Origin of the sequence: Paenibacillus sp. E194, from assembly GCF_000935845.1 — a bacterium.
GTDB classification, from domain to species: domain Bacteria; phylum Bacillota; class Bacilli; order Paenibacillales; family Paenibacillaceae; genus Paenibacillus_B; species Paenibacillus_B alvei_B.
On the sequence record NZ_JMDX01000055.1, the window covers coordinates 1 to 17,308 of the forward strand.

The 17,308-nt window shown below is 48.8% G+C and carries 15 protein-coding genes; 4 read left to right on the top strand and 11 right to left on the bottom strand.

Annotated features, from left to right (window positions below; all coding sequences use genetic code 11):
- The 3 genes from AZ66_RS10105 to AZ66_RS10115 form a co-directional block, all read left to right on the top strand.
- Window positions 1–681 (top strand): MFS transporter (locus AZ66_RS10105; RefSeq protein ID WP_044354730.1); only part of this gene is annotated, 681 nt, incomplete at its 5' end.
- Window positions 682–705: 24 nt separating this feature from the next.
- On the top strand, window positions 706–1,950 hold the full coding sequence (locus AZ66_RS10110; protein ID WP_044354731.1) for a macrolide family glycosyltransferase: 1,245 nt from the start codon (window positions 706–708) through the stop codon (window positions 1,948–1,950).
- A gap of 151 nt (window positions 1,951–2,101) precedes the next feature.
- The gene (locus AZ66_RS10115; RefSeq protein WP_044354732.1) at window positions 2,102–2,527 is read left to right on the top strand and encodes a MarR family winged helix-turn-helix transcriptional regulator; all 426 of its coding nucleotides are present in this window, start codon (window positions 2,102–2,104) and stop codon (window positions 2,525–2,527) included.
- A 127-nt stretch (window positions 2,528–2,654) separates the two neighbouring features.
- Here the strand turns inward: AZ66_RS10115 and AZ66_RS10120 are convergent, their stop codons facing one another.
- The 5 genes from AZ66_RS10120 to AZ66_RS10140 all read right to left on the bottom strand — a co-directional run bounded on the left by AZ66_RS10120 (window position 2,655) and on the right by AZ66_RS10140 (window position 8,300).
- A complete protein-coding gene (locus tag AZ66_RS10120) occupies window positions 2,655–4,073 on the bottom strand; it encodes a DUF3488 domain-containing protein (protein WP_044354733.1) in 1,419 nt (472 codons plus the stop codon).
- 66 nt (window positions 4,074–4,139) lie between these two features.
- Window positions 4,140–4,667 carry a GtrA family protein gene (locus AZ66_RS10125; RefSeq protein WP_021261605.1) on the bottom strand — a complete coding sequence of 176 codons (528 nt, stop codon included), beginning with the start codon at window positions 4,665–4,667 and terminating at the stop codon, window positions 4,140–4,142.
- On the bottom strand, window positions 4,664–5,680 hold the full coding sequence (locus tag AZ66_RS10130; protein WP_044354734.1) for a glycosyltransferase family 2 protein: 1,017 nt from the start codon (window positions 5,678–5,680) through the stop codon (window positions 4,664–4,666). Before AZ66_RS10130 ends, AZ66_RS10125 begins: the two co-directional genes overlap by 4 nt.
- A gap of 224 nt (window positions 5,681–5,904) precedes the next feature.
- Window positions 5,905–7,005, bottom strand: coding sequence for a serine hydrolase domain-containing protein (locus tag AZ66_RS10135; RefSeq protein ID WP_231586813.1), 1,101 nt, complete (start codon window positions 7,003–7,005; stop codon window positions 5,905–5,907).
- Window positions 7,006–7,109: 104 nt separating this feature from the next.
- Window positions 7,110–8,300, bottom strand: a complete 1,191-nt coding sequence (locus tag AZ66_RS10140) for an anhydro-N-acetylmuramic acid kinase (RefSeq protein WP_082061522.1) — start codon at window positions 8,298–8,300, stop codon at window positions 7,110–7,112.
- Window positions 8,301–8,699: 399 nt separating this feature from the next.
- Here AZ66_RS10140 and AZ66_RS10145 point away from each other — a divergent pair, with 399 nt between their 5' ends.
- Entirely contained in the window at window positions 8,700–9,137 is a 438-nt protein-coding gene (locus AZ66_RS10145) for a hypothetical protein (RefSeq protein WP_021261609.1), read from the top strand.
- Window positions 9,138–9,215: 78 nt separating this feature from the next.
- Here AZ66_RS10145 and AZ66_RS10150 read toward each other — a convergent pair whose 3' ends face one another.
- The 6 genes from AZ66_RS10150 to AZ66_RS10175 all read right to left on the bottom strand — a co-directional run bounded on the left by AZ66_RS10150 (window position 9,216) and on the right by AZ66_RS10175 (window position 17,278).
- Window positions 9,216–10,403 (bottom strand): trans-sulfuration enzyme family protein, encoded by a 1,188-nt coding sequence (locus tag AZ66_RS10150; protein WP_052648456.1) that lies wholly within the window; start codon window positions 10,401–10,403, stop codon window positions 9,216–9,218.
- 156 nt (window positions 10,404–10,559) lie between these two features.
- Window positions 10,560–11,234 carry a serine/threonine protein kinase gene (locus AZ66_RS10155; protein ID WP_044354749.1) on the bottom strand — a complete coding sequence of 225 codons (675 nt, stop codon included), beginning with the start codon at window positions 11,232–11,234 and terminating at the stop codon, window positions 10,560–10,562.
- Window positions 11,235–11,502: 268 nt separating this feature from the next.
- Window positions 11,503–11,775 carry a transcriptional repressor gene (locus tag AZ66_RS10160; RefSeq protein ID WP_021255323.1) on the bottom strand — a complete coding sequence of 91 codons (273 nt, stop codon included), beginning with the start codon at window positions 11,773–11,775 and terminating at the stop codon, window positions 11,503–11,505.
- Between the two features lie 50 nt (window positions 11,776–11,825).
- The gene (locus AZ66_RS10165) at window positions 11,826–13,295 is read right to left on the bottom strand and encodes a catalase (RefSeq protein ID WP_044354737.1); all 1,470 of its coding nucleotides are present in this window, start codon (window positions 13,293–13,295) and stop codon (window positions 11,826–11,828) included.
- A 382-nt stretch (window positions 13,296–13,677) separates the two neighbouring features.
- Window positions 13,678–15,540, bottom strand: a complete 1,863-nt coding sequence (locus tag AZ66_RS10170; RefSeq protein ID WP_044354739.1) for an ABC transporter ATP-binding protein — start codon at window positions 15,538–15,540, stop codon at window positions 13,678–13,680.
- On the bottom strand, window positions 15,533–17,278 hold the full coding sequence (locus AZ66_RS10175; protein ID WP_044354750.1) for an ABC transporter ATP-binding protein: 1,746 nt from the start codon (window positions 17,276–17,278) through the stop codon (window positions 15,533–15,535). Before AZ66_RS10175 ends, AZ66_RS10170 begins: the two co-directional genes overlap by 8 nt.
- Between the last annotated feature and the right edge of the window lie 30 nt (window positions 17,279–17,308).

Sequence of the window (17,308 nt, forward strand, 5' to 3'; positions counted from 1 at the left end):
GCCATTATGGTACATCCGCTCCGTCGTCTGCTGCCTCAGGGGACATTCACGGTAACGCGTGGTCTCCCTGCTATCATCGTAACCCGAGCACTCTACATCGCCTGCTATTTCGCAACGGAGAGCTATGTCGTGCTCGGATTAACGAAGGTAAGAGGAATAACTGAGGATCTCGCGGGTCTAATCGTAGCAGCTGGGGCATTAAGTTGGTCTGGCGCCGCATGGGTGCAAGCTCGCCTTGACCGACGGGACCTAGGCGAAGGCCGCCAGAGGAGAATTCGGATTGGCTTATGCATCATGATTGTGGGTGTTTCGCTAGTACTCACTTCTATTGCACTGTCAGGCAGCGGCGTTGCTCTTGCCTTGATCTCGCAGGTCATTACCGGATTTGGGGTCGGGCTAGCCACCCCAACAATTGGGGCAGTTGCCTTGCAGCTAGCTGAGGAAGGCAAGGAGGGCGAGGTATCCGCCGCACTCCAATTCATCGATTCATTCAGCATAGCTGTAAGCATAGGGATAAGTGGGGCTCTTGTAGCTCTAAGTGAAAGCCTGCAATTGGGAATCTTCACAGGTGTCATGATGGCATTGGGTCTACAGCTCTGCTTTGTTGTTCTTAGTTTCGTTACGTCTTTCCGCATTACGATGAAAGCCCACAGCATTGTACAGTCACATTCATCTATGTAGTATCCATTATTGGAGGTGGACGATTTGGCACGTGCATTGGTTGTCATTACTCCTGCTGAAGGACATGTGAATCCATCGTTAGGTTTGGTTCAGCAGCTCGTAAAGTGTGGCGAGGAAGTCACTTATGTGTGCACCGAGGAATATCGCAAACGGATTGAAGCAACAGGTGCAAAGGTCATTACTTACACGTACGCCCGGGGATCATTTGCGGATGATCCGATATTGAAGCCGATGATTTACAAGCATCCTTATCAATTTATTCATTTCATCCTGCGCGGCATGATTGAACCTATCATTCCGGAGGTTCTAGCTCTCACTGAGCAGGGCTCTTACGACTATTTGATTTATGATTACTTATTAGGCGGCTGGGGAGGACAAATCATTGCAGAGCGGCTTGGTATCCCTGCTGTATGCTCCATCACTTCGTTCGTATTCGCGAAACCGCTCGGAGCAGAACATCAGATGACTGAGCAGGAGGAGCAGGAAATTCAGGCGATCTATGATTCCTCGATGGAGATCGCGAGGCAATTAGCGGATCGCTATCAACTATCCGTCCCTGACATGTCTGATATTTTCAAGGCATATGGAGAGCTGAAGGTCGTGCATCTCAGCCGTGATTTGCAGCCAAATGCAGAATTGCTGGACAACAGCTATGTGTTCACTGGCTCATCCATCGTACCGCGCATGGATGCCCCAACCTTTACCTTGGATCGCAACCAGCTTCCTTACGCACATACCGTCTATATCTCGCTAGGCAGCATTTTGAACAACAACATTGAATTTTACAAGCTATGCTTTGAGGCTTTTCGCAATGAACCCATTACATTCCTTTTATCCTGTGGCAAAGAAACAAATATGGAGCCGCTTGCTAGCTTGATTCCAGACAATTTCATTATTGAGCCCTACTTGCCTCAATTGGAAGTGCTGAAGCAAGTGGATGTCTTCATTACACATGCTGGCATGAACAGTACGAGCGAGGCCTTGTACTACGATGTGCCGCTCGTCATGATTCCATTAACGTCCGATCAGCCTATGGTTGCAATGCAGGTGAAGAACCGGGGAGCTGGAGTTATCGTGGATCATCAAGGTCTCACGCCAGAAGTGCTGCGAAGCGCACTACTCGAAGTGCTGCATACCCCTTCCTATAAGCAACAAGCCAGCGCCATCGGCAAGTCTCTGCGTGAAGCAGGAGGATATGTGCGAGCTGCCGAGATCGTGATGAGGGTTGTTGGGAATACAGCAGATCAGCCCTTGCCGACACGGAAGTAACCCTGATTCATCGCTCCGTCGACAACTGTCCCGATTCATTGACACGTTATTTGTCCTTACCTATAATGGTCATAACAACGATAAGGGTTGTTCAAAACATGCGTGTTTGAACATTAATAATAACGATGTGAATGAATCTGGGGGTCCACATTTGGAATTAGAAAAGTATATCGGAGTCATCGTTCATCGGGCAGACTTGAAGCTTAATAACTACTACCAGAAGGTTGTAAATCCTTTCGACATCACTGTCGATCAGTGGGAAATTTTAGTGGTGTTGTGGGAACAGGAAGGAATCACACAGAAGGAACTCGCTGAGCGGCTGCATAAAGACCAGACGAATGTAGCTCGCATGCTGTTCAAACTCGAGAAAAAAGGCTTTATCTATCGAGTGACGCATGAATCGGATCGCAGATCACTTCGCGTATACTTGACAGTTAAAGGCCGAGAAATCAAAGAAGACATACTTGCCCCATCCATTGAAGCTTACCAGAAAACGATTGAAGGATTAACAGGGGAAGAAGTGGAAACGTTCCGCAGAATCTTGTCCATTATGCATAACAATGTTAAGGATCTATAACAGATTAGGCAGTATAAAAATCCCCTCGGAGTTCCGTAGCTGCATCATCGATATCTCACGATGTGCAGCTGCGGCCCGGGGGATTTTCCATATGCGTAGCTATATCATGACTGTATTTCGTCCACTATTACAACTCCGGCGAACGGTCGAATATTCGGCGCACCTGTGACACGAGCCAAATGACCGTAAATACGATCATAATATCAAAGCTCACATTGAACAGGAATAAATGCTTGCCCAGATCGGCTTCCCCATCGCCGACAAGCGGCACCGCAACCGAGATAATCGCTATCAAGGCTACGATGAGTGTGACATCCAGCATCTGGCGCTTATATTTATTCCGAATGTACTCCTTAAGCACGATGCCAATGTATAGTACAAAGAAGATGAAGAAGAAGGTAAAGTTCTTCGGAATTAGTTTCTTCTTGCCCTCACTCCAAGTACTGTAGGTATACGATAATGCACCGCGTGGCTCACCCAATTCCTTCTCATAGCTCCCTAGGTAATAAGGACGAATGAATGTCGCCTGCGCAGCGGCAGCCTCAAGCTTGTCAATGATCCGACCTGGATGACGCAAGTAGTAGCCAACAATGTCCATATGTCCAAGTCTGGAGTAAACATGCTCCGTAAGCTCAGGCGCATCCTGCTTAATCGGGACATCGGATTGAAAATAGTTCGTTCCAGCGAGAACCGAATATTTTTGGGGGATGCCCAATGCATCCAAGTCCTCTGACACATGCGGAGAATCTTTTAAAATTCCGAAAAAGATCGTCTGATATAAATTGATTTGTTTTAACTCTTTAGGCGCGAACACATAGATGAGCGCAGTTGTCGCGATCATGAAGGCTGCTCCCCCAGCTATTACCCGCTTCCAAGCTCGATCCGGCCGCTTCTTGTACAACCGAAGCCCATATAAAGCAAACACCAAGCCAACCGGCGCATTTTGTATCTTGGAGGCTGCCAATATAAACGCGCAGACAAACAATAGGACCAGCCAAGTGAGTGAAGGATGCTGCTGCCTTGCCAAAGTAACTGCAATCGCCGTGGCCAACAATAGAAACAGCAGAGAAACCGACTCACCGAAAAAGGAATGAAAATAACCGACATATCCAATATCGAAAAACATGAACAGTACACAGAGCGCTGCTGTGATTTGCAGCCACCGCTTGCCTGCACACGCGTAGCGGACAATGACGAACAGTGTGCTTAATAGTAGCAATGAATATACAATGCCCATTGCCTGCATCGGGAAATAGGATGGATTGAGCACCCGTCCAATAAGCCCTGCAATGAAGACGAACAACACCTGCGAAGACGCATAATTGACGGCAAATGGGCCGTAATCATATTTGGAATGACTAAATCCGAAATATTTGTCCTCATATGTAAACGAGTCATTAAGCGGCGATATCCCCCCGCTCCGAACGATACGATCAAAGTCTCCGTTATCTGCTACTCCGATGTAAGGCGAGGTAAACAATATGCACGTCAAAATAATAGCGCCGATTAGAACGGAGCCCCAAGATACCCAATCTTTTCGTTTCATGCCAAGAATCACTCCCCTTATAAGAAGAACAGCACTTCCCCGAGATGGGGAAGCGCCTCATTTTATTTATTGGCGTTCAGCACTGCGGTAGTTGTCATAGTCCTCTCCGAGGTGTCCGTCACTCGCTCGTGCCGCACGGGATGAAGGCTCTGACGCTGACGATGGTGCAGCAAAAGTAATCAATCGATGGAGCACAAACGAAGCTACGGTGTAAGCGCCCGCTTCGCATAACACAATCAGCGATTGCTGCCATGATTGCGGCAGTGAGCCTAGCAGTCCTGTAACCAGCGCCGAGAATGCGGGATGAAGCAGCACGTAGGCCGCTGCGTAACAGAGCAAGGAAATAACAAGGAACCGAATGAAGCTGCTGAGCTGCGCCCCCTCATATTGGAACGTAAAGCGCCGATTGAGCACATAACTGCACAGCACCCCTATGGTGTTCCCGACAAATGTCGATGCGAAGTGATCCCAGCCCGCAAGGTGCATCAGCGCATAAATAAGCCCAAGTCCGATGCATGTGTTAATCACGCCGACAACCGCATAGCGGCTGAACAGTCCCAGCCAGCCCTTACTGGCTGCTTGCCTACGGCTCATCGGTATACCTCTGCGCGCTGGGCACCCGGCCAGGAAGGCTGCGCCTCAGCCTGTGCCACGTGTGCGTCAGACAGCACCGTTTCCACAATATAAGGTGGTCTGCGTTTTACTTCATTATATATCTTCCCGATGTACTCTCCGATCACACCTAACGCTAGTAACTGAATGCTGCCGATGAACCATAGCGAGAACATCAACGAAGCCCAGCCGGACACGGTATGTCCTGCCAGCTTGGATATAAGCGTATAGCCTCCAGCAACAATACTCGCTCCCAGGCTGATGAAGCCAAGCATCGTAACAAGACGCATCGGCTTAATGCTGAACGACGTAATGCCATCCCATGCAAATGACAACATCTTGCGAAGCGGATACTTCGATTCACCTGCAACACGTTCCATACGGTCATAGGCTACCGTCGTGGAGCGGAATCCGATCAGCGGTACAATTCCTCGCAAGAACAAGTTCACTTCATGGAATTCGCTCAAGTGTTCTACAGCCCTCCGGCTCATAAGACGATAATCTGCATGATTGTATACCAATGGGATACCCATCTTGCGCATCACTTTATAGAAGGATTCAGCACTCCAGCGCTTGAACCATGTATCTGTTACTCGGCTGTTGCGAACACCGTATACGACCTCGTATCCTTCATGGAACTTGCGTACGAATTCTCGAATGGCTCCGGTATCGTCTTGAAGATCGGCGTCTAGTGACACGATGCAGTCTGCATGCTCCTTCGCGTACATGAGTCCCGCTAGCAGCGCCTTCTGATGGCCGGCATTGCGAGCAAGCTTCAATCCACAAATAACGGGGTGAGCGGCGCGGGCCTTCTCGATCTGCTGCCACGTTCCATCTCGGCTCCCATCATCAACAAGCACGATACGGCTGTCGGCTGATACGAGCTGATCCCGTTCAAGTCCCTTCAGCAATTCAATGAGTACGGGTGTCGTAATTGGCAAGGCCTCCTCCTCGTTATAACAAGGAATAACCATATAAAGAATCGGTAATGTCATCGTAATACTCCTTTTATATTGAAAATACGACATATTTCCACATACAGCTGATTTCCATTATATCCTATATCATGAAATATGCATAACCAAAATGAAAACTTGGCTCATCTATTATAGCGAAAGACAAAAACGCCTGCCGATCGCTCAAAGCGAACAGCAGGCGGTATTAGACGAAAATCGCGATAAAGAGACCTGAATTCTCCGTTTCATGCTGACAAATCAACTTATTCTGTAATTGCTACTAGGACGGCTTCATGGAATTGGCGACGCAGTTCTGCTACACTCTTATCCCGTCCATAATGCACACGATTGGTTAGCAGCACCACTACGATATCCCTTTCAGGATCGATCCATATGCTTGTACCCGTAAAGCCTGTATGACCGAAGCTGGAGGCTGACCATCCTGTGCCAGCAAAATCAGCGGTATCACCTTGCAGCACCCAACCGAGTCCGCGCTTCGCATTTGGTATATTGGAAGTCTGACAACGGAGAGCCTCTTGAATGACGCGGTCAGTCAGCAAATTGCCCTCCGCTCCATCCAGTTCAGCCTTGCTTACCCATAAGCGGGCATAACGCACTAGATCGCGTGCCGAAGCGAACAGCCCTGCGTTTCCGGCGGCTCCGCCCAACGCAGCTGCATTCTCATCATGTACCCGTCCCCAGCAATGCTCCTCTAGCCGCGAATCATATTCCGTAGCCGCTATTCTTGAACGAGCCTCCAGCGATGGATTGAAGCCGCTGTCCACCATGCCGAGCGGCTTCAGCAGCATGCGTTCCGCCGCTGAAGCCAGTGACTCTCCGCATACGCGCTCTATAAGTCTACCGAGCACAATATAGCCGAGACAACTATACTGACAGCCTGCTCCCGGCGGATACTCTACTTCCATACAATCCAGATGGCGAGCAATCTCATTAGGTGACCATCCATGTGAATACAAATCCCGATGAGGAGGCAGGCCTGAAGTATGTGCGAGCAACTGGCGAATTGTAATCGATTCTTTTCCATTGCCGCTGAACTCGGGCATGTGCGTGGCCACAGGATCATCCAAGTTAAGCTTATCTGACTCAACCAGCATCATTAGTAACGGGAGTGTCACGACAACCTTCGTCAAAGAAGCACAATCGTATATGGTATCAATCGTGACTGGTATCCTATGCTTATCTGTATCCACTGCATGGCCTCTAGCATACTCAAGCGTATGACCACCACACCAAATAAGCGAGACGGCCCCAGGAAGATCTCCGTTCATTATTGCATCATCAATCAGTGCACAAGCAGCCTCAAGCCGTCTGTTGTTCGCAGCAAGTCGACCTTCCATCGTCATCCAATCCTCCCACAGCATTGTAATGAATCATAGAACGCAATCGTAAGTCCTATTACTGAGAAATTCCTATCTACTTCACAGCACTCATAGCTCTATGGATTGGATTATGGCATGGCCAGCTTGCCCATAATGGTTGGACGCACGGCTCCGGTAACACGAGGCAAATTATTCGGAACCCCGTGTATAAAATCATTCGCTAGGAGGGCGAATGCGATTGCTTCCTTCGCATCTCCTGGCAACCCCATCTCATCAGAGGCTGTCACATTCTGTTCCGGCAGCTCATCCGCCAGCCAACGCATCAGTGTTGCATTGCGCGCGCCCCCTCCGCTGACAATAACATCTCTTATGTGGTGTTGAGGAAATACAAACTGCCGATAGGCATCCGCAATCGTGCGGGCCGTCAATGCCGTGAATGTCGCAACAATATCCTCAGCCGACAGCCCCAGCATTCTGCCATGCTCGATCCACTGCAGCGCATAATCCGTACCGAACATCTCACGTCCAGTCGTCTTCACCGGCGGCTCGGCGTAGTATGGATGTGCAAGCAAGTCATCCAGCAGCTCGGTATTCACCTGCCCGCGTGACGCCCATTCCCCATTGCGGTCATATCCATATGCCCCACCGGACAATTGATAGATGGCTTGGTCGATTAGCATATTGCCGGGACCCGTATCGAAGGCGGTTACCTTACTCTGATCCCCGCCTGCAGGAAGAATCGTACAATTGCCTATACCGCCAATGTTTTGTGCAATTCTGCCCGCTTCCGAATCTCGCAGCAATAGATAGTCCGCATACGGCGTTAGTGGCGCTCCCTGTCCGCCAACTGCCATATCCGCCGGCCGATAATCTCCGATAACCGGGACACCTGTATGCTTGGCAATAATCGAGATATCCCCAATTTGTAGAGTGGAAGGAACCGCACATCGGTCTGCCTTATCTACGATAGGCTGGTGCCAGATTGTCTGGCCGTGGGAGCTGACGAAATCGACATCCTTCATCGAAATTCCAGCATTGCTTGCCGCCTCGCACGCCGCCTGTGCCAGCATTTCCCCCATATAGGCATTCATCATACATATTTCCTCAGTACTCGTTCCGCCTCTTGTACACAATCTCTTCAGTCGCTCTCGCAGCTCTTCATCATATTCCTTGCAATGAAAGGCGATCATATCTGCCCGAGACTCTACTCCCGCCCCCTGAATGCGAACGACTGCGGCGTCAATCCCGTCGAGTGATGTACCTGACATTAGTCCGATGATAATATGTTCCGATTTTACAGCTAATGATCGTGTGCGCAAACCTTTCTCCTCCTTAGAGACTCCAATTCACTACATGATATGTAAACGCCTTCATAAATAATTGCTTCTGAATCCATTTAGCCCTATTTCTTGCGAGAACATGTCATTTTTGTCCTCTATTCTTATTATACGCTTCTGAAATTTTATTTCAATTTATGATATAATAATAGAATTATCATTCCACATGAATCTCATAGGAGTGAGCTAACGCAGATCGAAAAGAGCCATGTTGAAGAGTAATTTCAACAATTATTACAACATTCTGCATCAGCTCGTACATTTCTCATGTAACCAATTGCTCCTCGTAACACAATTGACACATTGTATTTCTGATCCTGACAGATTATAATCTATCCAAATCAATCCATGAGATTTTCATCACACTAAGGAGCTGATTGTATGAATTTCCCTTCTCTTCAGGACATTGAGTCCCTTGAGAGAGACGAACAAATTGATACCATAAAGAAGCTGCGTTTAAGCAATCGTATTCATGAGATGGCAGAAGGCTTCGGGTTCAAGAGCTCTTCGATGTATTACAATTGGTTGAAGAAGCTGCAAATTTACGAGGATCTATGCGGGAAAAAAAGTGTATTCAATCCGATTATGCCTCGATCATCCAACGAGTCGCTGCTTGCAAGCGCAAGTTATACGCTCCGAGATGAAACGGGCAGCTTCTCTCCGGCTTCTCACCAAGTTGTACTATCCCAAGAAGAGATGAAGTTCAAATATGACTTAACAGCTTCAGGATCACAGGCCGCTGCCTTGCTGCGCAAGATTGCAGCCTACATCGAAGATGAGGAGAGCGAGTTCAACATTACCCTCTGTATCGAAAAATAATGGCTGCAACGCAAAAAGAACTGGATGCGTCTATCTGCGCAGCCAGTTCTTTTGTGTTCATCCTGTATACCTCTAATTCTACGATAGTCCCAATTGTTCAAAGGAGCAGCACATATCCTGAATGAGCAGTTCAGGATCTTCAAGCCCTGCGTAGAGCCGTACGAGGACAAGCTCTTCTCCCTCTTGCCCTGCTAGTGGACGAACAACTTGCACTAAGCTCTCATAGCCACCCCAGCTGACCCCGATCCGGAACATTTGCAGCCGATCTGCCCATGTAAGCACCTGCTCAAGCGGAAGCGCCATCTCGAAGGAGAACAAGCTCCCGTACCCGCTCATTTGCTGCTTCGCCAACTCATGCTGCGGATAAGTAGTCAGTCCGGGATGGTTCACTCGTGCAATGTACGGAAGCTCATCCAAATACGCAGCCACAGCAAGACCATTCTGCTGCAGCCGCTCCATACGCAGTGGGAGCGTGCGCAGTCCGCGCATCGCAAGACATGCTGTCTGCGGCGTCATGATTCCGCCGTATAGCAGAAATTCTTGACGTCCGATTTCTTGCAGCCGTTCATGTGAACCGATAATAACCCCAGCCATAATATCACTATGTCCGCCAATATATTTCGTCAAGGAATGAACCACCAAGTCAATTCCGAGTTCCAGCGGATTCTGGAATATCGGAGTCGCCCACGTATTATCAATGATCGTTGTCGCTCCGATTCGCTTGGCGAGCTCTGCACATGCCCGAAGATCCTGAAGTCGAATCGTCATGCTTGTCGGGCTCTCGAGATATAACATCGAAGTATTCGGCCGAACAGCGGCTTCTATACTCTCAATCGATTCCCCATTCACGAATGTCGTCTCAATCCCGAAGCGCTGCAGGTAATTGCCTAGCATTTCACGAGTTGGCCCATAGACATGATCCACACAGATGACGTGATCACCGGCCTTCACCGCTGACATAATGGCTGCAGAAATCGCCGCCATTCCTGAAGCGAAGCAGCGTGCTGCTTCTCCTCCCTCCAGCAGAGCCAACCGATGCTCTAATTCATTGACGCTCGGATTGTTGCCGCGCGAGTAGAGATGGTGCTCTAGCGGAGAATCCAGTGCCTCATAAAATTCCTTGTGGCATGAAAAGGTAAATAGACTGTTCTGATACATCGGCATCGTAACTGCGCCGAAATGCCGTTCATCGTGACAATCATGCACGACTACTGTTTGCTTGTCCCACTTCTTGTCTGAAGCCGGGCCTTGTTTCTCGGTTGACATGATCCTATCGTTCCCTTCGCGGCAATTATGATTATATTTATATTGCACTATACTGCGGCATGCAAGCCCTATCTGACACCGTGTATGGACATTGCTAAATATGAATTTCCCTAGTACTATGACCTTCTATTACCCATGTACTTCCCGCTCGCATAGTCAGTTCTTATCGCAGCCCGTCGCAGCCGCGCGTCTACGGTAAATCTGGTAGCTTTTGCGAAGCAGCTCAAGCAGCCACTCCGGAACCGGCACTCCCCACTTCAAGCCCAGCGGTTTGTACAACAACCGATATGCCCGCTTGAAGTCTCCCCACATGCGGTCAGGCTGCGGGATCAGAAAATCGGATACATCCACGACATACCCTTTGCCACAATCATTGGTGACATTTTTGCCATGAATATCTCTTGGGGTCAACCCTCGTGCGGATGCATACTCCAGCGCTTTATCAATATCGTCCAATACCGATTGTGGTATCGATATCCCGTGCCGGAGGCAGTGATACAGCGTTACCCCGGGGAGCCGCTTCAATATCAAATATCCTTGCCCGACGTAATAACATTCCGAATAGGCAGGATGCTTGCCAAGACGTCGATATACTTCCGCTTCGTCGTCCAAGCCCTTCCTACCTTCTGCATACACTTTTACGGCAACAGAGGCATATTGCTTATGGCTGAAGACGACTGCATAATTCCCTGCGCCAATAACCTCCCACTCCACCGGTGTATTGGACACTTGAACGGGATCGTCCCCATTCAGACTGCGAATGTCTGCTGCAGGCAGCAGAACAAGCTCAATCTGCTCTATTAGCGACTGAAGCTGCTCTGGATTAAGCATCAATACCCATTTCTCCTTCTAATCATTGACCATGTGCGACCCAAGCGAAACGCATTTCTCCCCTTAATATACCATATCGTCGGTCTTCGAGCGCTATCATCAGATGCCCCAGATCCAAAAAATGAGAGCCTCTTTTTGCAATCTAATTGGGAGCAGCCAAGGAATACATCAGGGTATGTTCACGCAAAAAAAGGATAGGGACTCAGATATAATCTGAGCCTCTATCCTTCCTCATGTAGATGATAAGATCCATCAAGGATTCAAATACTTATTTGGCAATGCATTCATAGCGCTTCGAGGTGTGATCTTCATTCAGTTCACGCACGATACCGTTCTTAACAAAATATTTCAAGCTGCAATATACCGTAGAGAGTGAAATACGCTTCGTTGTCGCACGCATTCCAATATAAATTTCAATCGCGGTTGCGGGGGACTTGGCTTGATTAACGAACGATAAGACCGCTTCTCTCTGCTGTGTTAAATGTACGGGTTCTCGCTTACTGTCAGATTGTACGAATGAGATCATCGAATTGCGATTCATGGGGGTCCCTACCTTTCTTATCGTTGTCTTCGTCATTACTTAAGAGCATGTTATGAGTTCATATGCTGCGTGTGCGCATTCACGTCAATCCCAAGCCCAGCCGCAATTCGGGCACCATAGCCCGCATCGGCACGGAAGAAGTTGCACAATGCGCGCATTTGAACCTCAGGTCTAACCTGCTTGAGGTCATTCACCAAGTTCGCAATCAATCGCGATTGCTCCTCTGGGGTTAAGCTGCGATACTTATCGCCAGCCTGCCCGAAGTCATTCGTCTTGCTAATCGTACGCCGCATCGTTGTGCCGTCGAGGAGCATTTCACTCTCTGCGTATTGCCCTCCAGCTTCAACATATGCGCCGGGATGGCTGTTCGGTTCATAGTTAATTGGAGACGGATCCTGATTCACATTCATGGCTCCATCGCGCTGATGGTTCCGAACTTGGGCAAACGGGCAATTGACTGGTATTTGCAAATAGTTTGTCCCTAGACGGTGGCGCTGTGTATCCGGATAAGAGAACAAGCGGCCTTGCAGCAGCTTATCTTCCGATGGCTCGATGCCAGGTACCAGTACGCTTGGCGAGAAGGCAGACTGTTCTACGCTTGCGAAGAAGTTCGCCGGGTTCTCGTTCAATGTCATTCGTCCTACCTTCATCATTGGCACTAGCTCTTCCGGCCATACCTTCGTAGGATCAAGCGGATCGAAATCAAAATCATCACCTTGCGATGGTTCAATCATTTGCACATACAAGTCCCATTCAGGGAAGTCTTCTGCTTCGATCGATTCATACAGATCACGAGTAGCGTGGTTGAAATCCTTCGCTTGAATTTGCTCCGCTTCTTCTGCAGTCAGGCTGCGCACACCATGAAGTGATTTCCATGTATATTTCACATAGACAACCTTGCCATCCTCATTTACCCATTTGAAGGCGTGTACGCTAAATCCGTCCATTTCTCGATAATTCGCCGGGATACCCAAGTCTGAGAATAACCATGTCAACATATTGGTCGATTCAGGAGACAGCGACATGAAGTCCCAGTAATGATCTGGTGTTTGGATATTCGTATGTGGAGCCGGCTTCAGGGAATGCACCATATCCGGGAACTTAATCGCATCCCGAATAAAGAACACAGGTAGGTTATTGCCTACTAAGTCATAATTGCCTTCGGTTGTATAGAACTTCACAGCGAATCCGCGTGGATCGCGAAGCGTCTCAGGAGATGTCCCTCCATGGATGACCGTAGAGAAACGCACGAATACCTTCGTCTCAATGGAAGGATCCTGCAAGAAGGCTGCCTTTGTATATTTAGACATGCTTTGATACGGACGAAACACACCGAACGCCCCTGCACCGCGAGCATGAACGACACGCTCAGGAATACGTTCTCGATCGAAATGCGCAAGCTTTTCAATGAGATGGTAATCCTCCAACAACACTGGACCGCGCTGCCCAGCTGTTTTCGAGTTTTGATTATCAGCTACTGGGGCGCCTTGATTTGTTGTCAATTTCGTCGGGTTACTCAATAATATCGCCTCCGCATGTCTTTATTTTATGTTTTAAATAATAATAATTATTATTAAGCGTGTTATTAATTTAGCACACCAAGAGAAAATTATCAATAATAATTATAATCTAATATTTATTTCAGATAAAATAACAGAGTAATTGTGAGTACCGGCACATGATATGCAGCCAAAGATTAAATAGTGAATGAGAGGATCATGCTAGATATTGCGGGAGAACAGAAACTTGGTGATAGAAGCCATCCTGTGATGCTTCTTTGATGGAAAGTAGAATAAGTCGTGGGTGCTAGAACAAGCAGATAGGCAGAAATGAAAATGCACCTTATCCCCTATTCTAGCTCTGTGTTGCTATCAGGAGATAAGATGCATCGTATTCAGCAGATTATTGTTGCTGGGCTGTCCTTGGGTACGAACGCGAATGATGGATCAGCTCTGCATAATACCCATTCTGTGCAATAAGGGACTCGTTCGTCCCTTCCTCTGCAACGCGGCCATGCCGCATGACAATAATGCGATCAGCATGCTGAATGGTCGATAAACGGTGAGCAATCACGAGTGTCGTTCTACCCTCTGAGACCACTTCAAGCGCTTGCTGGATGAGCTGTTCGGTATGAGAATCCAAATGTGCCGTCGCCTCATCCAAGATGAGAATGCGGGGCTGGAACACGAGAATCCGAGCAAAAGAAATCAGCTGCCGCTCTCCTGCCGATAGACCGCTCCCACGATCAGACAGCCTTGTATCATAGCCATGCTTCAAGCGCTTGATCAAGCCGTGCGCCCCAACTGCCTTGCAGGCCCAGATCACTTCTTCCCGCGATACGGTGTCCTGGAATAAGCGGACATTATCAAGAATGGATCCCGAGTATAGAAATGGATCCTGCTGCACCAGTCCGACAATCTGATGCAGCGTATGCTGCGGCAGTTGGCGGATATCGACCCCATCAATCTCAACACTTCCCCGCTTGACGTCATAGAAGCGCGCAAGCAGGTTCACAAGTGAGCTCTTGCCAGCTCCCGTTGTGCCTACGATGCCTATGAACTCACCTGGCTTAATGTGCAAATCCAGATCATGCAGCACGTCGCGATCATCAACATAAGCGAAGCGAATATGATTAAAGTCGACTTGGCCCTGCACTTCAGAAGCAACTACATTGTACTCCTGCTCTGGCTTCGGATCCCGCACTTCAGGTTGAATGCGGAAGATGCGCCATAGACGATCCATGGATACGATTGTGGATTGGAGTGTATTCCACTGCTGGGTAATATGGTTGATTGGCTGGAAAAACTGACGAATGTAATTGATAAATGCATACAGAACCCCGAACGCCAATGACGTATCCAATACAGCCATGCCGCCAAGCCACACAATGAATGCGACTGACACATTGCCGAGCACATCGAACGAGCGATTGAACATGATGCTCGTGCGCACCTCGCGCAGATTCTCTTGCAAATACTTCCGATTCTGCGCCGTGAAGCGCTCTGTCTGCTCCTTCTCCTGATGGAACGCCTGGATGAGGCCCATACCCGACAGATTCTCCGCCAAAAATCCGATAAGCCTGGACAGCTCACCCCGTGCGCGTTGATAGGCAGATCGCAGCGCCTTCCGGAAAGCGACCGCAATCGCAAAAATAACTGGGAACAAGATAAGGCAGAACATCGCAAGCTTCGCATCGAGCGAAAACATAAACGCCACAATCAAGAGAAGCGACATGCCGTCCCTTACTACGCTTAACAGCACTTGGGTAAAGAACTGGTTGATCGTCTCGGTGTCACTGGACACATTCGTTACGAGGCTGCCCATCGAATGGCGATCGAAGAATGACATCGATTGCTTCGTTATATGTCTGAACAGATCCTTCCGCAACTGGCCAACAATGCCCTGCCCCACCTTCTGAAGCAGGTTCGCCTGAATATAGGTGAACAGCAAGCTAAGCAGCGCGAGAACCAAATAGCTGCCGCCAAGCAGAAATAATGTCTCCACGCCATGCTTCCCGGCCAAGACATGATCGTCAATCGCGATCTTCACGAGATAAGGCTGCAGCAAATCCGCTCCAATCGCAAGGAATGTACATAAAAATATGGCGAGGAACGTCAAGCGATACGGCTTCGCATAAGCGAACATAGCACGAAAAGATTGCCTGCGATCTTCGGGAGAAGCCTCTGACATGCGTGATCCTATCTCCTTAGACTGTGAAGGATGATGATTGTTCCTGCTCTTCACGTTCGCTGTCGGTTCAGGCATTTCTCTTCCCCTCCTCTTGAATCGTATAGAGCGAGGCATAATAGCCGCCTGATTGGATCAGTTCTTCATGTGTTCCACGTTCCACAATGCTGCCATGATCAAGGATAATAATTTCATCAGCGTGACGTACAGCGCTTATCCGGTGCGCGATAATGATGTTCGTCTTGCCCTTTCGAACTTCCCGGAGATTGTTCAATATCGTCGTTTCTGTTACAACATCAACCGCACTTACACTATCATCCAAAATAAGAATGGGCGCGTTCTTAATAATTCCCCGTGCCAAGCTCGTTCGTTGACGCTGACCGCCGGACAAGGTAAGGCCGCGCTCTCCCAGCTTCGTAAAGAACTGATCGGGAAATCCCATAATATTGTCCCATACGTCCGCTTGCTTCGCCGCATCCTCAACCGCTTCGTCAGCAGCATTTCGGTTATAGAATGCAATATTATCTCGAATAGTCGTGCTGAATAGGAACCCATCCTGCGGCACATACCCAATTTGAGTACGCAGGCTCTCTAGCGTAACTTCACAGATGTCTTGGCCTCCGATCCGAATTGTCTCCTTCGGAGGATCGTAGACGCGAAGCAGCAGCTTCACTAGTGTCGACTTGCCGCTGCCCGTCTTGCCAACTATGCCGAGCGTCTTGCCTGCTGATATCTGAATATTCACATCAGTTAATGATTCGGCACTGGCCTCCGGATAGGAAAATGTCAGGTTCCTGATCTCGATCACAGCATCGTCCGCCGAGATTGGCTGAGCATCCGCATATTCACGGATGTCCGGCTCTTCATTCAACAGCCGGTTCAAGCGATCAAGGGAAGCTCGCGAGCGAAGCATCACATTAATGACATTGCCGATTTGCTGCAGGGGCGTCATAATCATGCGCAAATACAGGGTTAGCATAACGAAGCTTCCAAGGGATAATTGCCCCTGCATCGACAGCACACCCCCATACGTTATTGCGATAACGAGTGACAGTGCACCAGCGAACGGAATGAGCGCTTGGAAGAGAGATGTCATTCGCACAAGTCCTAATTGATTACTGCAAATCTGATCCACCGTTGCACCGAAGCGTTCTTCTGCCACATGCTCAACTGCGAATGTCTTCGTCACCTTCATGCCACCGAATTGCTCTTCTGCTGACTCCGTCATCGCCGCAAGGGAATCCTGCACCGCACGAGAACGAGTTCGAATGCGCGGGCCGAAATAAATGACAAACAGCGGAATCGTAAGCAGTGGAAGCACGCACACGAATACCAAATATAGCGGTATGCCACTTACCCCCATCATAACGATGACCGACAGGAGCAGGATCGTCGCGTTCGTCGTCTGGTTCACTCCGTTGGCAATCGTTTCTCGAACCGAGGTAACATCATTCATGAAATAGCTAAGCAGCTTGCCTACACCGTGATTCGAATAATAGTGCTCACTTAATCTTGTAAATTGAGTAAACAGCTTCTGTCTCGTGTTGAATTCAAACTTACGGCCTAGGCGATGATTCAAATATTGTCCAATTCCAAACAAGGAGCCATATCCGATAGCAACTCCAAGCAGCCATAAGCTGTAATGAATCACGGACTCCTTCGTCAGCCCCTGCATCTGCAGCTCATCAGTAAAGCGCCCTAGCAAGGTAGGGAATACGGAGTAAATGATATTGGCTAACGCCATGCAGCCTACAGCTGTCACATAGAGCGGCAGATGAGCACGGACATGACCAAACAGCAATGTCTTTCCCTTCATGAATAGCATCACATCCCGTCTCATATTCGT